Source organism: Saccharopolyspora erythraea, from assembly GCF_018141105.1.
Taxonomy (GTDB): domain Bacteria; phylum Actinomycetota; class Actinomycetes; order Mycobacteriales; family Pseudonocardiaceae; genus Saccharopolyspora_D; species Saccharopolyspora_D erythraea_A.
This window is the reverse complement of sequence record NZ_CP054839.1, coordinates 5,944,595-5,962,970: the sequence shown is the minus strand read 5'-3', so window position 1 is coordinate 5,962,970 and position 18,376 is coordinate 5,944,595. Positions and strand designations below refer to the sequence as shown.

At 70.6% G+C, this 18,376-nt stretch carries 16 protein-coding genes and 1 pseudogene; 10 read left to right on the top strand and 7 right to left on the bottom strand.

Annotated features, from left to right (window positions below):
* Window position 1: 1 nt before the first annotated feature.
* Window positions 2-604, bottom strand: coding sequence for a TetR/AcrR family transcriptional regulator (locus tag HUO13_RS26630; RefSeq protein ID WP_211897768.1), 603 nt, complete (start codon window positions 602-604; stop codon window positions 2-4).
* Between the two features lie 82 nt (window positions 605-686).
* Here HUO13_RS26630 and HUO13_RS26625 point away from each other — a divergent pair, with 82 nt between their 5' ends.
* From HUO13_RS26625 to HUO13_RS26595, 7 genes and pseudogenes are all read left to right on the top strand, one after another.
* Entirely contained in the window at window positions 687-1,532 is an 846-nt protein-coding gene (locus tag HUO13_RS26625) for an SDR family oxidoreductase (RefSeq protein WP_211897767.1), read from the top strand.
* A 282-nt stretch (window positions 1,533-1,814) separates the two neighbouring features.
* Window positions 1,815-2,288 (top strand): annotated as a pseudogene (locus HUO13_RS26620) (MFS transporter); the annotation flags it as partial.
* 61 nt (window positions 2,289-2,349) lie between these two features.
* Window positions 2,350-3,474 (top strand): N-methyl-L-tryptophan oxidase, encoded by a 1,125-nt coding sequence (solA, locus tag HUO13_RS26615; RefSeq protein WP_211897766.1) that lies wholly within the window; start codon window positions 2,350-2,352, stop codon window positions 3,472-3,474.
* 1 nt (window position 3,475) lies between these two features.
* Window positions 3,476-4,426, top strand: a complete 951-nt coding sequence (locus HUO13_RS26610; RefSeq protein ID WP_211897765.1) for a LysR substrate-binding domain-containing protein — start codon at window positions 3,476-3,478, stop codon at window positions 4,424-4,426.
* Window positions 4,427-4,436: 10 nt separating this feature from the next.
* Window positions 4,437-5,801 carry a sodium/glutamate symporter gene (locus HUO13_RS26605; protein WP_211897764.1) on the top strand — a complete coding sequence of 455 codons (1,365 nt, stop codon included), beginning with the start codon at window positions 4,437-4,439 and terminating at the stop codon, window positions 5,799-5,801.
* A 69-nt stretch (window positions 5,802-5,870) separates the two neighbouring features.
* Window positions 5,871-6,014, top strand: coding sequence for a proline racemase family protein (locus HUO13_RS38400; RefSeq protein ID WP_211897763.1), 144 nt, complete (start codon window positions 5,871-5,873; stop codon window positions 6,012-6,014).
* Window positions 6,015-6,108: 94 nt separating this feature from the next.
* Window positions 6,109-6,732 (top strand): LysE/ArgO family amino acid transporter, encoded by a 624-nt coding sequence (locus HUO13_RS26595; RefSeq protein WP_211897762.1) that lies wholly within the window; start codon window positions 6,109-6,111, stop codon window positions 6,730-6,732.
* Between the two features lie 26 nt (window positions 6,733-6,758).
* Here the strand turns inward: HUO13_RS26595 and HUO13_RS26590 are convergent, their stop codons facing one another.
* The 5 genes from HUO13_RS26590 to HUO13_RS26570 all read right to left on the bottom strand — a co-directional run bounded on the left by HUO13_RS26590 (window position 6,759) and on the right by HUO13_RS26570 (window position 13,805).
* Window positions 6,759-9,389: a hypothetical protein gene (locus tag HUO13_RS26590; RefSeq protein WP_211897761.1), complete on the bottom strand. Its 2,631-nt coding sequence runs from the start codon at window positions 9,387-9,389 to the stop codon at window positions 6,759-6,761.
* Between the two features lie 11 nt (window positions 9,390-9,400).
* Window positions 9,401-10,195, bottom strand: a complete 795-nt coding sequence (locus HUO13_RS26585; protein WP_211897760.1) for a carbohydrate ABC transporter permease — start codon at window positions 10,193-10,195, stop codon at window positions 9,401-9,403.
* 86 nt (window positions 10,196-10,281) lie between these two features.
* Entirely contained in the window at window positions 10,282-11,217 is a 936-nt protein-coding gene (locus HUO13_RS26580; RefSeq protein WP_211897759.1) for a carbohydrate ABC transporter permease, read from the bottom strand.
* Entirely contained in the window at window positions 11,214-12,494 is a 1,281-nt protein-coding gene (locus HUO13_RS26575) for an ABC transporter substrate-binding protein (RefSeq protein ID WP_211897758.1), read from the bottom strand. The genes HUO13_RS26580 and HUO13_RS26575 overlap by 4 nt, the downstream gene beginning before the upstream one ends.
* A 255-nt stretch (window positions 12,495-12,749) precedes the next feature.
* Window positions 12,750-13,805: a LacI family DNA-binding transcriptional regulator gene (locus tag HUO13_RS26570; RefSeq protein ID WP_211897757.1), complete on the bottom strand. Its 1,056-nt coding sequence runs from the start codon at window positions 13,803-13,805 to the stop codon at window positions 12,750-12,752.
* A 122-nt stretch (window positions 13,806-13,927) separates the two neighbouring features.
* On the opposite strand from HUO13_RS26570, the gene HUO13_RS26565 reads away from it, so the two are divergent.
* Together HUO13_RS26565 and HUO13_RS26560 are read left to right on the top strand one after the other, a co-directional pair.
* The gene (locus tag HUO13_RS26565) at window positions 13,928-15,049 is read left to right on the top strand and encodes a Gfo/Idh/MocA family protein (RefSeq protein ID WP_211903175.1); all 1,122 of its coding nucleotides are present in this window, start codon (window positions 13,928-13,930) and stop codon (window positions 15,047-15,049) included.
* Entirely contained in the window at window positions 15,042-15,917 is an 876-nt protein-coding gene (locus tag HUO13_RS26560) for a PmoA family protein (protein WP_211897756.1), read from the top strand. Before HUO13_RS26565 ends, HUO13_RS26560 begins: the two co-directional genes overlap by 8 nt.
* A gap of 64 nt (window positions 15,918-15,981) precedes the next feature.
* On the opposite strand, the gene HUO13_RS26555 is transcribed toward HUO13_RS26560, so the two are convergent.
* Entirely contained in the window at window positions 15,982-16,533 is a 552-nt protein-coding gene (locus HUO13_RS26555) for a DUF488 domain-containing protein (protein WP_211897755.1), read from the bottom strand.
* A gap of 201 nt (window positions 16,534-16,734) precedes the next feature.
* Between HUO13_RS26555 and HUO13_RS26550 the strand changes: the two genes are divergently transcribed.
* Window positions 16,735-18,327 carry an ABC transporter substrate-binding protein gene (locus HUO13_RS26550; RefSeq protein ID WP_211897754.1) on the top strand — a complete coding sequence of 531 codons (1,593 nt, stop codon included), beginning with the start codon at window positions 16,735-16,737 and terminating at the stop codon, window positions 18,325-18,327.
* Window positions 18,328-18,376 lie beyond the last annotated feature (49 nt).

Here is an 18,376-nt window from a genome sequence, read left to right as displayed (position 1 = left end):
GTCAGGCGGTCTGGTCCGGGGCATCGAGGGAGTCGAGCCAACGGCGGAGACGGGCGCCCTGGCTGACCATGATGTCCGGGTCGCGCAGGGCATTGGCCAGCAGCGACATTCCCTGATATGCGGAGACGAGGGCGACCGCGAGGTCGTCCGGGTCGGGCAGGCCCAAGGCACGGAACTGGTGTCCGGCCCATTCCAGCAGGCGCCGGATCACCGTGCCGGCCTCCGCATCGAGGGTTCCGTCGGCGCGCTTGTCGAGTTCGACGGCCAGGGTGCCGGTGGGGCAGCCGTGGCGGGCGGCGACGTCACGCTGGTCGATCCAGGCATCGACCAGGGCTTTGAGGCGGTCGCGCGGGTCGGGCAGCTGGTCCAGGCGGCTGGTGAGCTCGTCCAGGTGCGCGCTGTGCTCGGAGAGCGCGGCCAGGACCAGCTCGTCCTTGGTCTTGAAGTAGTAGTAGACGTTCCCGACGGGAACGTCGGCCGCGCGCGCGATGTCGGCGAGGGTGGTGCGCTCGACGCCCTGCTCGTGCAGGACCCGCGCCGCCTCGGTCGTCAGCCGCCGGCGCTTGTCGGCCGCCCGTGCCCGGGGCTTCGCTGAGTCAGTCACCCAACTAACTATAGACAGCCGGCAGTGGAGCCGTGCTACTGTCCGAGTTAGTCAGCCAACTAACTCACAAAAGGATACCGAGATGATCGTGGTGACAGGCGCGACCGGCAACATCGGGCGGACCTTGGTGCCCCTGCTGGCCGAGGCGGGTGAGGACGTCGTGGCCGTCTCGCGACGTCCTCAGTCCGAAGAGCTCGCCGCCGATGTCCGGCACGCGCAGGCCGACGTCGGCGACAGCGCGAGCATGCGGCCGGTCCTCGACGGTGCCGATGCCTTCTTCGTCCTGCTGGGCGGCGAGCTCAACAGCCACGGCGAAAGCCCGGACGCCCTGCTCGGCGTGGCCCTGCACGCGGGGGTCAAGCGCATCGTCCTGCTGTCCTCCCAGATCAACTCCACCCGCCCCGAGGCTCTGTCGCACGCCCGCCTGCGCGACTTCGAGGCCGCCGTGCGCGCGTCCGGAGCGAACTTCACGATCCTGCGCCCGGGCGGATTCGCCTCCAACGCCATCGCATGGGCCGAGACGGTCCGCGCCGAACGCACGATCTTCGCCCCGTTCGGCGATGTGGCCTTGCCCGTCGTCGACCCGGCCGACATCGCCGCGGTCGCCGCGGTGGCACTGCGCGAAGAGGGACACGCAGGCCGTACGTACGAACTCACCGGTCCCGAGGCCATCAGCCCGCGTCGGCAGGCCGCGGTGATTTCCCAGGCCCTGGGCGAGGAAGTTGCCTTCGTGGAGCTGTCCCATGAACAGGCCTACGCGCACATGGCGCGGTTCATGCCCGAGGAGGTCATCGGAGGCACCTTGGACATCCTCGGCATCCCGCTGCGGGCCGAGCAGGCGATCAGCGCCGATGTGGAGAACGTCCTCCGCCGTCCGGCCAAGCCCTTCGGCGAGTGGGTCGCGCGCAACGTGCCGGCCTTCCGATAGCAGCGCTCCGGGCGCGCGAACGGTCACGCGCGCCCGGCGTACTCGCTGGCCACGTCGGCGGTCCCTCCGTTGTGGTGGGCGCTTCCGCGGGCATCGGATGCCGTCGGCGACGGTTCTCCGGCGAGCACTGTCCGCTGAGGACTTCGCCTCGGATTCAATTGGATGTGGATCTGGACATCACGTGTTAGAAACGGGTTCGCCCGATGCTCATTCCTAAGTGGTCTGGAACCACGCCGTCCCGTCGGGCGTGTATAGCCAGCTGCCGGGCTCGACTGGGGCTGGCGCATCCCGTTCCTCATCTCCGGACCGATCGGCGTCATCGGGCTCTACCTCCGCCTGAAACTGGAGGACACCCCCGCCTTCCGGGCCGTCGCCGCGGAGGCGGAGGGCCGCGAGGAAAACCAGACCCTCAAGGAGATCCGCAAGATCTTCGTCACGCACTGGCGGGCGATGGTGATCGCCATGGGCCTGGTGCTGGTCTTCAACGTGGTCAACTACATGCTCACCACGTACATGCTGGAGTACATCGCCTCCAACGCTCCCGCGGTCAGCGCCACCTGGGCGCAGGTCCTGGAGATCGGCGTGCTGGCACTGGGCATCGTGCTCATCACCTTCGTGGGCCGGCTTTCCGATCGGGTCGGCCGAAAGCCGATCATCTTCTTCGGCTGCGGCATGCTGATGGTGTTCGGCATCCCGTCGGTGCTGCTCATCCTCGGGGCGCATCCCTGCGATCCATATATGGGCCCTATAGCTTGACAGGCTTTTTATATCGGTGGGGTATTGCAGGCGGCACCGGCGGAGCTGAGAATCCCCGTCCATGGATGCAGACGTCATCGTCGTCGGGCTCGGCAGCGTGGGGTCGATGGCCAGCTGGCGCCTCGCCGAGGTCCACGGCGCGCGGGTCATCGGGATGGAGCGCCACGCGCTCGGGCACGACGCCGGGGGCTACGCGGGCGAGTCGCGGTTGTTCCGCACCGGGTACCACGAGAGTCCCGAGTACGTCCCGATGCTGCTGCAGGCCCGGGAGCACTGGCAGGAGCTGGAACGGGGTGGGCGGCGGACCCTGTTCCACCCCGCGGGTGTGCTCTCGCTCGGCGCTCCGGCGATCGCGCCGATGCGCAACGTGCTCGCCTCGGTCGAGCAGCACCGCATTCCGCACGAGGTTCTCGACGCGGCCGAGCTGAGCCGTCGATACCCCCAGCACGGGGCACTCACCGACGAGATCGGTGTTCTCGACCGGTTCGGCGGGGTGCTGCGGCCCGAGCCCGCGGTGCACGAAGCACTGCGCCGGGCGCGCGAGGCGGGGGCGGAGCTGATGGACGACACCGCGGTCACCGAGATCGAGCCGGTGCCCGGTGGCGTGCGGGTCACGACCGAGCAGGGCGTGCGCACCGCCAACCACGCCGTCGTCACCGCCGGGGCCTGGTCGGCGCAGCTCCTGCCGCGACTGCGGGAGGTGCTCGACATCCGTCCCCTGGTGCTGACCTGGTTCGCCCCGGAGGATCCGTCGCGCTACGCGCCGGAGGTCTTCCCCGGCTTCATCCGCGACACCGGAGACGTCCACCTGTTCGGCATCCCGAGCGTGGACGGCGCGCTGGTGAAGGCGGGCTGGGCCGACAGATGGGGTTCGATCGACGATCCCTCCCGCCTGACCCGCTTCCTGGAGCCGCGTGCGCTCGCCGGGGTGGGACGCGACGTCCACGCACTGATCCCGGAACTCCCGGCGCAGCCGAGCCGGCACTCGGTCCACATGGACGCTTACACCCCGGACCGGCGGGCTGTCATCGGGACGCCCCAGCCCGGCGTCGCGGTGGTCGCGGGGCTGTCCGGGCACGGCTTCAAGCTCGCGCCCGCGTTCGGCGAGATCGCGGCCCGCCTGGCTCTCGGACTGCCGCAGCAGCACGACATCTCGCGGTTCTCCCCGGACCGGTTCGGGGGCTGACGTGGAACTCCGGTTGCTGCGCCACTTCGTGGCCGTGTACGAGGAACGCAGCTTCACCGCCGCGGCGCGACGCCTGCACACCGCCCAACCACCCGTGAGCCAGGCGATCGCCAACCTCGAACACGAGCTCGGGGTGCGGTTGTTCGAGCGGACCAGCCGCTCGGTGTGGCCGACCTCCGCCGCCGACGTCCTCTACCCGGAGGCCCTCTTCCTGCTGCGGCGCGCCGCGGAGACCAGGACCCTGGTGCGCGGCGAGGCGGGGCGGACCCCGGTCCGGATCGCGGCGGTGACCTCCGCTTTCCCGGCCCTGCTCCCGGCACTGCTGCCGGAGCTGCCGGAGTGGGACCCCGTCGTGGTCGACCTCGGCAGCTCCGAGCAGCGGCACGCCCTCGCGGCCGGGCGCATCGACCTCGCCATCCTCCGGGAGTGGGCCGACGACTCACCCGACCACATCGTGCTCGCCGACGAACGGCTCCTGCTGGCCGTGCCGATCGGTCACCCGCTGGCCGAGGCCGGCACCGCGTCCCTGCGCGGCGTCGCGAACGAACGGATCGTGCTGTTCGCTCGCGACCGCGCCCCGGTCGCCTTCGACGCGATCGCCGCGGCCTGCGCCGAAGCCGGGTTCTCGGCCGAACCGGTGGCCCACGTGCAGAGCGAGCAGGCGATGCTGGGCCTGGTCTCGGCCGGCCTCGGCGTGGCGATCGTCTCCGAGATCCTCGGGCTCACGCCCTGGCCCGGCGTGCGCTTCCTGTCCCTTCCCGGCACGACCGCGCGCTCACCGTTGCGCGCCCGGGTCGCAGACGGAGACCCGCTCGGCCTGCTGCCGGTCGTCGCACGCGCCTTCCACTCAGCCCGGCAAGCACTCGGCTTCGGAGGGGACGACCCCGCCCGCGGCAGCACGAACAGTCCTCCCGCCGAGCAGGTAGCGGAGGGCACCGCACCAACACCGTAGGAGTACGCCCGTGGACTACTCACCCTGGTCACTGCTGGTGGACGCCGGCCTCGTCGGCCTTCTCCTCCTGGTCGGCACCGCGCTGCGGGCGACCGTGCGACCGCTCCAGACCTTGCTGGTCCCGGCCAGCGTGATCGCCGGTGTGCTCGGGCTCGTGCTCGGCCCCGAGGGACTGGGGCTGCTGCCCTTCTCCGAGCAGCTCGACACGTACTCGTCGGTGCTCATCGTGGTCGTGTTCGCCTGCCTCTCCTTGACCGACGACGTGGACCTCCGGCGGCTCGGTCGCTCGGTGGCCGGGTTCGCGAGCTACGGCGTCCTGTTCTACGCCGCCCAGGTCGCCATCGGCGTCGTGCTCGGTCTGCTGGTGCTGGGCCCGCTGTTCGGCACGCACGACGGGTTCGGCCTGCTGCTGTTCGCCGGCTGGGCAGGTGGGTTCGGCTCGGCCGCGGCGATGGGCGCGGTCTTCGGCGAAGGCGGCTGGGAGCAAGCGCAGTCGCTGGCGTTCACCTCCGCGACGGTCGGGCTGCTGGTCGGCATCGTCGGCGGCATCATCCAGGCCAAGATCGGGGCGAAACGCGGCTACGCCAAGGAGTTCGAAGGGCTGGACGCGCTGCCCGAGCACCTGCGCACCGGAGTCCTGCGGCCGGAGGGAGAACGGCCCGCGATCGGTACGCACACCTTCTCGGGCGGTGCGATCGAGTCGTTGGGCTTTCAGGCCGCGATCGTCCTGGTGATCTCCGCGGCGGCCTACGGGGTCAACACGCTCCTCGGCGAGGCCATCCCGGCGGTGTCGTTCCCGCTGTTCTCGATCGCGTTCATGGTCGGGCTGGTGGTGCGCGGGCTGCTGTCGGCCACCCGCACGCGCCGGCTCGTCGACTCCGAGTCGCTCAAGTCGATCTCGGGCAGCGCCACCGACGTGCTCGTCGTCTGCGGCATCGCCTCCATCGTGCCCAGCTTCGTCGCCGACTACTGGCTGCCGCTGCTCATCCTGTTCGTCGTCGGGCTGGCGCTGTGCCTGCTGCTCGGCCTCGGCGTCGCGCCGCGCATGCTCGGCGACGCGTGGTTCGAGAAGCAGATCTTCACCTGGGGCTGGGCGACCGGTTCGGTCTCCACCGGCCTGGCGTTGCTGCGCATCATCGACCCGCGCCTGCGCTCCCGGACGCTGGAGGACTTCGCCATCGCCTACCTGCCCCTGCTGCCGGTCGAGGTGACCGCGGTGACCTTCACCCCGGTGCTCGCACTCGCCGGGGCCGGCTGGGCCATCGCGGGCATCTGGGGCGGGATCGCCGCACTCGCCCTGGTAGTCCCACCTCTCGTTCTCAGGCGACGGACACGGCCCCGCGCCGAGGACCGCACGTCAGAGCCGACAGGCTGACAGTGGCCGGACGCCCTGGATCGTCTGAAGAACGCTGTTCGCTGAAAGGACCGTGAATCCTACAAGCGGATGATCCACTCCGGCGAGCCGATGCGCGTCATCACCGGCGGGGTGCCCCACGTTCCCGGCGACACCGTGTACGAACAGATGGCGTGGCTGAAGCGGCAAATGGATTGCGATGGCCAGGATCGACCAGCCACGATCGCACCATGACTGCGACCATTCCGGTAACTCTGCTGGCTCGTGGGCTGTCCGTGGCTGACCAGCAGCAGTCGATCCAGTCGGGCAGGCGCGACACGTTGCTGCCGTGACGGCCGCGGTCGTCGCGGGCCTGGTGGCCGGGTACGGGATCGCGATCCCGGTCGGTGCGGTCGGTGCCTATCTCGTCGTGCTGACTGCCCGTACCTCATGGCGTGTCGGTGTGGCCGCGGCGCTCGGCGTCGCGACTGTGGACGGCGTCTACGCGCTGGTCGCCGTGGTCGGCGGCGGCGCGCTGGTCCGGGTGGTCACACCTGTCGCGGACGGGCTGCGATGGATCGCAGCCGGCGTGCTGGTCGGGGTGGCCGTGCAGATCACGGTCGGCGCGGTGCGCCGGTACCGGAATCCCCAGCCAGACGGACGTTTTGAGGGTTCTCTGAGTCCTGCCCGCGCGTATGCGGCGCTCGTGGCGATGACACTGCTCAATCCCACCACGATCATCTACTTCGTCGCGGTGGTCGTGGGCGGCCAGGCGAGCATCGCGGACACCTGGCCGGAGCGGTTGCTTTTCGTGGCCGCCGCGTTCACCGCGTCGGCGAGCTGGCAGCTTCTCATCGCCAGTGGCGGAGCACTGCTGGGGCGCACGCTCACCGGCCGCCGCGGCCGACTGGGCACCGCACTCACCTCCAGCGCTGTGATCGCCGTACTCGCGACACTGACCGTGGCGATGTGATCAAGCCGCCTAGCGCAGCAGTGCGCTTATCGGAGTAGGGAACGTCCTGTGCGCAGGTCGATGACGTGCCGCCTCTCGCCCTGCCCGATCACCATCTCCGGCGCGCCGAAGTCGACCCGGCACAGGGGGTTGTCCAGGTGCGGTAGCTCGGCGGGTCGTCCGTTGTCGTCCAGGTCCGCGACGCGACCGTCGATCGTGAAGGCTCCGTGGCGGTGCAGAGCCAGCTGCACGCCGTGGCGCGTGCAGTATTCGACGCCGTCGTGCCGGAAGTCGGGCTCGCCGAGGGCGTCGGCGAACTCCGCGAACGAGCCGTCGGTGGCCGCCCTGCCCACCACGCACACCCACGCGACACCCGGCCCGCGAGGGCGAAGCTCCTGCCACGCGTTCGGCCCGCTGGTCAGGAAGCGGCAGCCGCCTTCGGTGGCCAGCGCGACGTAGCCCTCCCCGCGCCTGCCCGCGATCCACGGACCTCGCATCGTCCATTCATCCATCGTGGACAGCGGGAACCAGCCGTGGGTGAAGCCCATCGGGTCGTCATCCGGGATGTCGTGGACCGCCAGGACGGTGTCGGTGTGCTGGCGGGCGCGGGGCAGGACGCGGTGTCCCGCCCACGCGTTCGGCCGTGCCGAGGAGTGCGTCGCCGCGCTCGGTGGATGGGTGACGTGCACCTGCGTCTCCGGCCCGAGGACGGCACCCCAGACGTGCTCCTGCAGGCCGGGAAGACCGCTGCGGTAGTCCTGCACGCTGGACAGCATCGCGTCCGGCGTCTTGTAGACCAGCAGGTCAGACGCGTACGGCCGGGACAGCAGATCGTGGTGCGAGCGGTATTCGCCCGCGTAGCGCTGTCTGCCGGTCCACTCCTCCGGAAGCTCCTGCGCGGCAGCTACGATCGCCTCGGGCACGGTATAGCGGTCGGCGGTGGCCAGCACGGTGGCGGGCAGCGTGGCGGCGTTCAACGCGCCGGTGCCCCAGCAGACCCACATGATCGACGCGGTTTCCTCCATCCGCGCACTGCGCTGGGTATGCACGTACGACCTGCCGTGCGCGCATGCGTGGGCGCCGCGCCACGAGTTGACCGCGAGCGTGAACAGGGTCTTGTCGAGCAGTCCCGCGGCCAGCTCGGCGAGCTTGGCATCCTCGGCGAACTCGACCAGGGAGACCAGCGCGAGTACGTCCACGGCGACGTAGGCGTTGGAGTCGAACTCGCTGAATCCGGCCGCGAGCTTGCGCACGAGCCACTTCTCGGCGAGCTCCCGGCCGTGCTCGGCGTGCTGTCTGCCGGTCCAGCCGGAGTTCGCGAAGACCTCGCCGGCGAAGGTCTGGCCGGCCAGCAGCTCGGCGGTGTGCCAGACGAGCTGGTGGTTCTCGGTGAAGTAGCACATCGCGTCCAGGCCGGGCTGGTCGATCCAGTACTTGAACCCGCGCAGGGCGTCGGCCACCCGCGCGCGTACGGCCTCGGGCCACGTGTGCTCGGGCAGCCGGTGCCACAGGTGCAGCAGTCCCAGTGCCTCGAAGTCGGCGCAGTCGGCCCGGTTCTCGATCATCCACAGCGATCGGTCGAGCGACTCGGCGTGCAGCCGGTGGCCGGGGTCGAGGGCGGCCGAGGCGAGCTCGGCGGCGCATCCGTTCGGTTGGGTGCGGGCGTGCTCCAGCAGCTCGCGGCGCCACGCCTGCTCATCGCCGACGGGTTCGGCGCGGTAGTGCTGAAGCAGCAGCCGGACGGGGAACTCGCGGAAGACGGGGGAGCGCTCGTCGTCCAGGAACACCCGCAGAACGGCTTCCCCGGTGCTGAGCATCGACGCGGAGTCCCGCTCGCCCGAGTCGGGCGGAGGCAGCTCGACGACCGCCTTCCCACCGTCGAGCCGGACCTGCCTGCCGGCGCCGCCGACCTCGACGCGCAGCGCGGGTCCGTCCGGCCCGTGCAGCTCGACCTCGGTGCCGAGGTTGCTCCACGACGGCGTGCCGACCGAGTCGAGCACCTGCTCGGCGAGCTCGCCGAGCCGTTCGTCGGCTCCTGGGCTGGGCAGCACGACCCGGACCGGCAGGCCCTCGACGCGCAGCCGGACGATCTGGCGGCACTCCCGGAACCCGACCTGCCAGGAGCACACCACGACCTCGTTCACGCCCGGTGGCAGCCACACCCTCGTCGTCTGCTCGGCGGGCTCCATGTAGGCCACCGACTCCGAGCGCGCCACGCATTCACCGTTGACGTAGAGCAGCGTCGGCCCGGTGCTCGCCAACCGCAGCGTCCGCCACTCCGCCTGGTCGACCTCGAGCGCGGTCGCCGCGAGTGCGACCCGGCATTGCGGGGTGAAGCAGAACTCGCTCCAGTCGACGAGACCGTCCCCGGCCGTGTGCGTCCGTCGCCAGGTGCCGGTGTGCGCGGAGCCGTCCGGGCCCGTGTAGCTGACGGGGCCGCCTTCGACGACCTCGGGCGGCACCTGCTCGCGCAAGGGCGCCGCCTGGTAGAGCCGGGCTTTCAGCGGGGTGACGTCCGGGCCGTTGGTGAGCACCCATCTGCCGTCGCGGCCCCAGGGCGATCCGGTCGAGGGCACCAGGTCCGGCAGGGCAGCGACCGGCTCGGCCCACGCTCCCGCCACCAGCCAGTCGCGGACGGTGCCTGCCTCGTCGAGCCGGTGCACGGTGCGTCCGGTCATGGTTGCCAACCTCACTTCAGTCCGGTTTGCGCGATACCGCGCACCACGTGCTTCTGGAGGATCAGGAAGATGACCACCGGGATCATGCTGACCACCGACATCGCCAGGATGTAGTTGAACGGCACCACTTCCTGGCTGTTGAACTGCGCGATGGCCACCGGCAGGGTGTAGAGGTCCTGCGACTGCGCGATCACCAGCGGCCAGAGGAAGTCGTTCCACCGCCAGATCACCGAGAAGATCGTCACCACCGCCAGCGCGGGACGGCACAGCGGCAGCACCAGGCGCAGGAAGATCCGCAGCTCGCCCGCGCCGTCCACCCTGGCGGCCTCGATCAGCTCGTCCGGGATGGTGAGCATGTACTGGCGCAGCAGGAAGACCCCGGTGGGGGTGGCGGCGGGCGGGATGATCATGCCGAGCAGCGAGTTGGTCATCCCGAGCTGCGCGACGACCTGGTGCAGCGGGATCAGGATGATCTGCAACGGGATCATGATCGTGCCCAGTGTGACCAGGAACAGGGCGTTGCGGCCGCGGAAGTTGTACTTCGCCAGCGCGTAGGCCGCCATCGCGTTGATCGCCAGGGTGAGCACCGTCGCGCCCACCGTGACGATCGCGCTGTTGGTGACGTAGACGCCGAAGTCGAACTCCGAGAGCGCACCGGTGTAGTTGTCCAGCCGGAATGTCTCGGGCAGCAGGCTCGGCGGTCGCGCCGCGAGTTCGGTGCGGGTCTTGAACGACGCCAGCACCGACCACACCACCGGTGCCAGCACCAGCACGCTCAGCGCGATCAGCGCGGCGTAGGTGAGCACTTGGCCGGTTCTCGGCGGAGGTCCTCCGGAGGTTCCGGTCCACGACGGCGCCGGAGACTTGCGGCGGTCCGGACGCAGCGCGCCGATCACATCGACTCCTTCCTGCGGCCGTACAGGAAGTTCAGGACCGTGAGCGCGAAGATCGTGCAGAACAGCACCACCGAGCCCGCGGCCGCCAGCCCGTACTGGATCGGCGACTGGAACGCGTGCTCGTAGATGTACTGCACCATCAGGGTCGTGGCCCCGAGCGGTCCGCCGCCGCTGAGCGTGTAGATGAAGTCGAAGGACTGGAAACCTGCGATCATCGCCAGGATCACCACCACCAGCGTCGTCGGCCGCAGCAGCGGCCAGGTGATGTGGCGGAACCGGTGCCACGCCCCGGCCCCGTCCAGGTGCGCGGCCTCGTAGTAGGAGCTGTCGATGGCCTGCAGACCCGCCATCATGATCAGCGTGTAGAAGCCCGCGTGCGCCCACACCCCGACGAAGACCGTCGCGCCGAGCGCGAGCGGGCCGCTGACCAGCCAACCCGGTTCGGGCAGCCCGACCGCGCCGAGGATCGCGTTGAGCGCGCCCGAACGCCGTTCCAGGATCCAGCTCCACAGCAGCCCGACCACCACCGGGGAGAGCAGCACGGGCAGGAAGAAGACGGCGCGGAAGAAGCCGCGGGCCCTGATCGGCTTGGTCAGCAGCATCGCCAGGCCGATCGATGCCGCGGTGCAGACGGCGACGAAGGCCACCACGAAGATCACCGTCGCGCCGGCGGCCTGCCAGAACTCCTCGTCGGTGAACAGCCTGCGGTAGTTCTTGGTGCCGACCGGCGTGAAGGCCCGGCCGTTGTTGCTGTTGTAGAGGCTGATGTTGAAGCCGTTGAGCGCCGGGTAGATGATGAAGACCCCGAACACCAGCATGTTCGGCAGCACGAACAGGTATGGCGCCAGGCGCTGGTTCCACGGTTTGACGCCCCGCTTGCGCGCCGACGGCGGTCGCACGCTCGTGGCGGGCGGGGACTCGGTGGTCGTCATGGGATGGACGCCTCCAGTGCCTCCTGCGCCGAGGTCCGCATCCTCGCCACGGTCTCGGGCACCGACTGCCTGCCGACGATCGCCGCTGCCAGCTCGTCGACCACCGCGTCGGCGGTCGAGTCCATGCCGGGGCTGTAGGCAGAGCTGAAGGCGGCTGGATCGGTCCGCCTGACGTCGTCGAGGAAGACGTCCATCTCCGCGTCGCGCCGGGGGTAGTCCACGCCTTCGGCGAGGAGGTCCTTGCGGGTGGGCAGGAAGTGCGCTTTCTCGGCGTACTTCTCCTGCGCCTGGCGGGAGTTCATGAACGCGACGAACTCGGCGGCCAGCCGCGGGTTCGTGGTCTGGCGCAACGCCACCATGAACTTGCCGCCGGGGAACCCGCCGCAGCGCTCGGCGCACGGGTTCGGCAGCACGGTCCAGCCGAACCGGGCTTCCTGGTCGAACTGGCCCATCTGCCAGTTGCCGCTGAAGTAGACCGGCACGTCCTCGCGCAGGAACATGTCGTCGGCGCCCTCGTACTTGGTGCCCGACTGCACCCAGAAGTCCCGGTACATCGTGCCGTCGTTGTTCAGGTCCACGAACAGCCGCGTGGCGGCGGCGGCCTTGGCGGGGTCGAGCTGCACCGCGCCGTCGGTGCCGAAGTAGTTCGTGCCGAACTGGTTGTACAGGCCGGCGACTCGGGCGCCGGACTTGTCGAACGCGATGGCGTAGGGCGAGCCGGACTTCTGCTGCACCTCTCTGGCCTTGGCGAGCAGCTCGGGCCAGCTCACGGGCCGGTCTTTCGGCGGCAACGCCACGCCCGCCCTGGCGAACAGATCGGTGTTGACCAGCGGGCCGTTCATGGTCAGGTCGCTGGCGACGGCCACCGTCTCCCCGGCGGGGCCGCTGGTGGTCTCCCGGGCCTGGTCGAGGAACTGGTCGCCGATGTCGGCGCCGTTGGCCGAGAGGTTCAGCAGGTCGCTGCGGAACGGGCTGAGGTTGGTCAGCCGGGCGATGTCGGGCGCGTGCCCCGCGGCCAGCCTGCCCTGCAACTGCTGCTCCAGCTCGGAATAGGGAAGTATCTGGAGGTCCACTGTGGCGCCGGTGCGCCGCTCGAACTCGGCGATCAGGTCGCGGGTCACCTTCTCGTCGGGCCCGTCGGTGAAGTAGGCGTAGGTCAGGTGGCCGGGCGGGGAGCCGTTGCTCGCCGGACCGAAGTCGGTGCCGGGCGCGCACGCCGCGAGCGTGGCCAGCGCGACCGCCGCCGCGCCGATGACAGTTCCCGTGCTCCGTCGCATCGGGGTTCACCTCCGCGCTGCGTTCGGCCCGCGTAGAAAGCGCTTACTAGCCTTGCCGCGGAAGGCTAGAGGTAGCCTCCGGGCGCGTCAACGGCCGAATGCGGCACGCCCGAGTCGGGCCGCGCTCGCGATCGCGCCGCCGGACGGACGCGCCTCAGACCCTGTCTTCGATGATCTTCGAAGCGGCGCAGCCGCTTGGACCGCCCTCGCCACCGCCACCCACGCCGCCACGCGAGGGGGGTCAGAGACCGGCACTCAGCGAGGAGCCCACTGCGGAAGTCCGGCGCCCGGTGGTGCCACCGACTCCCTGGCCAGCAGTTCGGCGGGCATCCACAGGATCCGGCCGGGGGCGGTGAGCGGCTCGGCTCCGGCGGCGATCCGGCCTGCGCGCCTGGCGCCCTCCCGCAGCGGGAGCCGGACGGTGGTCAGCGCGGGCACCGCGTCCACCGCGGCGGGCAGATCGTCGAAGCCGGCGACGGAGACGTCTTCGGGCACCGCCACTCCGTGCTGGCGCAGCGCGGCGATCACGCCCAGCGCCATCAGGTCGTTGGCCACGACCACGGCGGTGCTGCCGCTCGCGACGCGCATCAGCTCCAGCGCCGCGTCGAAACCGGAGGCGCGGGAGAAGTCCCCGTGGACCACCGGAGTCGCACCGTCGCCCAGCCCCGCATTGGCCAGGGCCCCGCGGTGGCCGTCCAGGCGGCTTCGCGTCGTGCCGTGGCCAGGCGGCCCGGCGACGTAGGCGATCCTGCGGTGGCCCATGGCCAGCACGTGCCTGGTCAGCGCCTGTGCGCCGCCTCGGTTGTCGTAGGCGATCACCGGCGCCTCGACCCCGGGCGGGGCCGGCCTGCCGCAGAGCACGACCGCCGTACCCGCCGACTGCGCCTGGCCGATCAGCGCCGCGGTGGCGTCGAGGTGCTCGGGCTCGTCGCTTCCGCCGCCGGTGAGCACGATCGCGCGCATGCGCTGGCCCAGCAGCAGCCGGAGGTACTTCAGCTCGGCGGCGGGCGAACCGGCGGTGTTGCAGATGACCGCGAGCAGGCCGGAGTCGGCGGCCTCCCACTGCAGGCCGCTGGCCTGGATGCCGAAGAACGGGTCGGAGACGTCGCTGACGATCACGCCGATCACGTCGGAGGAGTGCGCGGCCAGCGCGCGGGCCGGCGCGTTGCCGACGTAGCTGAGCTCTTCGACCGCCCGGTGCACCCGTTCCCGGGTCGCGGCCGAGACCGGGTAGTTGCCGTTGAGCACCCGGGAGACGGTCGCGGTGGACACCCCGGCCCGTGCCGCGACGTCGGCGAGCGTCGAGGCCATCGGCTCTCCTTCGCGGTCCTCCTCCACGGCCGGCGGGCCGCCGCGTTGACAGTTGCCAAGCGGGTGCCTAGCTTACTCGGATAGCAAGCGCTTTCTACGGATGGGATTGTCCGTTGCGCGAAGTGGCGCTGGTGGGTGTCGGCGGTTACGGCGCTTGGCATCTGCGCAACCTGCGGCGGCTGTGCCGGGCGGGCGAGGCGAGGCTGGCGGCGGCCTGCGACCCGGCCCCGGCCGTGCGCACCGCCGAACTCGGCCCGGTCCCGGTGTACGACGATCTCGGCGAGCTCCTCGCGCGACACCACATCGACGTCACCGTCATCGCGAGCCCCATCCCGACGCATGCGAGGCTCGCCGCCGCGGCACTGCGCGCCGGCACCGATGTCCTGCTGGAGAAGCCGCCGGTGACCAGCAGCGACGAGCTGTCGCAGCTGTGCGCTCTTGCGGCGGAGGCGGGCCGGTCGGTGCAGGTCGGCTTCCAGAGCCTCGGTTCGCACGCCCTTCCCGCACTGACCGGGCTGATCGGCTCGGGAGCGCTCGGCGCGGTGACCGGCATCGGCGGCGCCGGGGTCTGGGTGCGGCCCTTCGCGTACTACCGCCGAGCACCCTGGGCGGGTCGTCGCTGGCTCGACGGCGAGGCGGTCGTGGACGGCACGCTGACCAACCCGTTCGCGCACGCGGTCGCCACGGCGTTCGCGGTCGCGCAACCGGGTTCGCCGGAACGGACTCCGGACGGCGTCGAGGTGGAGCTCTACCGCGCGCACGACATCGAAGCCGACGACACCGCCTGCATGCGGGCGCGGTTCGGCGGTTCCACCGCGGTCGTGGTGGCCACCACCGTGTGCGGGCCGCGTGATCAGGACCCCTACGTCGTGGTGCACGGCGAAGAGGGGCGGGCGGCCCTGCACTACGAGCGCGACCGGCTGACCGTCGAAACCCGCGAATCCGGGTCCTGGCAACGCACCTACGGCCGCACCGACCTGCTGGAGGACCTGCTCGCCCACATCGCGGCGGGGCGGTCCACACCGCTGCTCGCTCCGCTGCACCGCAGCGGCGCGTTCACGGCGGTGGTCGACGCGGTGCGGCAGGAGCAGCGGGTCCGGCCCGTTCCCCCTCGGTACTGGCACGACGACTCGGGGCGGGTCATCCACGGCGTCGACGAGTTCGTCCGGAGGGCGGCGGAAGACATGGCGTTGTTCTCGGAACAGGGCATTGAATGGGCGAGCGGGAGCACGTCTCGTGAGTGAGCTGGCGCTGTGCATGACCGCCGATGCCGTCGACGTGGGCTTCGGCGGCACCACCCTGCTGCGCTACCTCTTCCGGCCGGACCTCGCGCGCACCGACTCGCCGCGATCGTACGCGCACCCGGTCCGCACCCTGGCGGGTGACGAGATCACCGCGGTGGGTCCGGAGGACCATCCCTGGCACCTCGGCATCAGCATGGCGGTCGCCGACGTGGAGGGCGACAACTTCTGGGGCGGACCCACCTACGTCGACGGCTCGGGCTACCGGTACCGCGAGGACCACGGCGAGATCCGCCACCGCCGATGGGCGGACGTGTCGGTGTCGGCCGACTCCTGCGAACTCACCGAGGAGCTGTCGTGGCTGGCGGCCGACGGCCGCGTGGTGTTGGCGGAGGCGCGCGTGCTGCGCGTGGACGGCGTCGATCCGCGCGTCGGCAAGTGGGTACTGCACTGGTCCTACCGGCTGCGCAACGTCTCCGACCGTTGCGTGCACCTGGGCAGCCCGGCGACCGCCGGCCGTTCCGGCGCGGGCTACGGCGGTCTCTTCTGGCGCGGGGCGGCGACGTTCCGCGACGGCGCGGTGTCCACTGAGGACGCTGACGGCGAGCACGCCGTCAACGGCACGTCGGCTCGGAGCCTGACGTTCACCGGGAAGACGGCCGTGGTCACCTTCGCTTCGGCGGATGCCGACCCTGCGACGTGGTTCGTCCGAAGCGCGGAGTACCCCGGCGCCTGCCCGGCCCTGGCGTTCCACCACCGCCTGCCGTTGGATCCCGGCGGTGTGCTGACCGGGCGGTACCGCTTCGAGATCACGAGCCGTGCCGAGCCTGGCGCTGCTGCCGCAGGGGAAGATCGGGGCGGGGAGTCCTGATTCGGACCGTCGGAGTTCGGCGGTGACGAGCGGCTCCACCTCAGGTTGTCACGTTCGGTGTTCATCAAGTGCTGTCCAGCGTCTGCTGGCCGCCGTCGTAGACGAGCAGTCCGTCGTCGCGTACCCGTACCCCGCGGATGGGCCGGTGTTCCGTGGTCGAGCCGTCGTGCATCAGGTGCCGCACACCGATTCCGCGGGTGAGTTGCAGGAAGTCGGAGATCATCCGCCGGTGGCAACGCCACCACACGGACTCGCTGCACATGATCGCGGTGGTGCGGGTGCGGGCCTCTTCGGCCAGGTCGTCCGCGGCGTCGACGAACTCCGGAGTGCGCATGTGGCCCGCGTACGCCCTGAACGCCTCGTTCCTCCACATGAGATCGGGCGACTCGGGAGCAAGCTTCCGGAACCCGCCCAGGCGTCGGTCCCAGCGGTAGGCGATGTTCTCCCGTGGCAGCCAGTGCTCCATCGCGGACCTGGCCATGTCCGGATTGCGGCGGCTGCCAGGGGCGGTGCGCACGTCCACCAAGCTGGTCACGCCCGCCGAGCGCAGTAGCCGGACGATCTCCTCCTTCACGGCGGTTCCGTGTCCGACGGTCAGCAGCGTCGCCTTCGTCATGTCCCTGCCTCGCATCGCGTACGTGGTGTGAGTCTGGCTCAACAGCGATGCTCTCGCCGGTCAGGCGCTCCGATCCCTGCGGGTAGCCGGAGGAATCCGCTCGGTCACGTCCGTGCGTGAGGGGTTGGCCTTTCGCTCCGCAGCAACTATCGTACGTCAACCAATTGAGTTGAACAGACGTACGATTAGTGGTGGGGTTTGGTGGACGAGCAGCATCGCGGAACCGGCCCGGGCCGGATGCGCAGGCGGACTCTGCTGGCCGCCGGACTCGGGTTGGCCGGCACCTCCGCGCTCACCAGCGGCTGCGGTGGGGCGGGTGCGGCGCCGCTGCCCGTCGGAGCGGCGACCGGTACGCCGAGAGCCGGCGGCGTGCTGCGCATCGCGCGACCGCCCGCGTCGCAGGCCGAGACTCTAGATCCGGCCAGCTCCCTCTCGGCGTACGAGTACCTGGGCGCGCTGTACAACCGGGTGGTCCGGCTCGGCCGCGACGGCGAGGTCGTGCCGGATCTGGCCGAGTCGTGGGAGTCCGATGCGCTCGGCCTCCGGTGGCGCTTCCGGCTGCGCCGGGACGTGCACTTCCACGACGGGAAACCGTTCACCGCGGCCGACGTCGTGCACACGGTCCGGCGCATCCTCGACCCGGCGATGTCCTCGCCGCAGGAGGGCGTGCTGTCGCCGCTGCTCGATCCCGCCGGGATCACCGCGCCCGACGAGCACACGGTGGAGTTCGCGCTGAAGTCGCCGAACGCGGAGTTCCCCAGTCTGCTCACCGCCTACCAGTGCTATGTGGTGTCTGAAGGCAGCGGCGCGACCATCGGCGAGACCGGGGTCGGCACCGGTCCGTTCCGACTGGAGTCCTTCACCGCGGCCGGTCGCGGGCGGGTGGTGGCCAACCGCGACCACTTCGCCGGGGCACCGGTGCTGTCGGCCATCGAGTACTTCTCCATCGCCGACATGCAGGCCAGGGCGAACGCCTTGCTGGCAGGGCAGGTCCACCTGCTGTCGCAGACCAACCTCGACTTCGCGACCGCGCGGGTGATCAACGCCTCGCCGCGCACCACGATCGCCCGGTCGCCGAACTCCCAGTGGTACGGACTCCCGATGCTGTGCACGGCGCCGCCGTTCACCGATCCGCTGGTGCGCGAGGCATTCAAGCTCGCCTACGACCAGGAGTCGGTGTTCGGCGTGGCGATCCAGCGGGCGGGTTCGCCGGGCAACGACAACCCGGTGCCGCCGGGGAATCCGATGTGGACCGACTACCGGGTGCCCCACGATCCCGACCGGGCGCGGGCGCTGCTCAAGCAGGCCGGTCAGGAGAACCTCGCGCTCGACGTGTACACCTCGGCCTACGACCCGGTGTTCACGCCGATGGCGCTGGCCTTCGCCGAGTCCGCCGCGGCAGCGGGCATCCGGTTGCGGGTGCGCAACGCGTCGGCGGACTCGTACTACTCGCAGATCTGGATGCGGCAGCCGCTGTGCGCCACCTACTGGTACACCGGCCGGCCGATCGACCAGCTGCTCAACCAGATCTTCCGCAGCGGGTCGTCCTACAACGAGACGAGCTGGGCGGATTCCGCTTTCGACGCGATGCTCGACGCCGCCCGCCGGGAGATGGACGAGGGCCGCCGCCGGGTGCTGTACCAGGACGCCCAGCGCTACCTGGTGGACAACAGCGGTTCGATCACCCCGATGTTCGCCGACAGGCTGGTCGGGATCTCGCGCGACGTCGTGAACTACTCGGAGTACGGATTCGAGTTCGACCACCTCAACATCGGCCTTCGGAGGCAGCCGTGAGCGATCGTCGTCCATTGCCGCTCGCGGTTGCCGACCGGGTGCGGGTGTC

Excerpts from the sequence above, each read along its gene's own strand:
- HUO13_RS26625 (WP_211897767.1), top strand. The coding sequence starts at position 687 with ATGATCGTGGTGACAGGCGCGACCGGCAACATCGGGCGGACCTTGGTG.
- solA (WP_211897766.1), top strand. The coding sequence starts at position 2,350 with ATGGATGCAGACGTCATCGTCGTCGGGCTCGGCAGCGTGGGGTCGATG.
- HUO13_RS38400 (WP_211897763.1), top strand. The coding sequence starts at position 5,871 with ATGATCCACTCCGGCGAGCCGATGCGCGTCATCACCGGCGGGGTGCCC.
- HUO13_RS26590 (WP_211897761.1), bottom strand. The coding sequence starts at position 9,389 with ATGACCGGACGCACCGTGCACCGGCTCGACGAGGCAGGCACCGTCCGC.
- HUO13_RS26580 (WP_211897759.1), bottom strand. The coding sequence starts at position 11,217 with ATGACGACCACCGAGTCCCCGCCCGCCACGAGCGTGCGACCGCCGTCG.
- HUO13_RS26575 (WP_211897758.1), bottom strand. The coding sequence starts at position 12,494 with ATGCGACGGAGCACGGGAACTGTCATCGGCGCGGCGGCGGTCGCGCTG.
- HUO13_RS26570 (WP_211897757.1), bottom strand. The coding sequence starts at position 13,805 with ATGGCCTCGACGCTCGCCGACGTCGCGGCACGGGCCGGGGTGTCCACC.
- HUO13_RS26555 (WP_211897755.1), bottom strand. The coding sequence starts at position 16,533 with ATGACGAAGGCGACGCTGCTGACCGTCGGACACGGAACCGCCGTGAAG.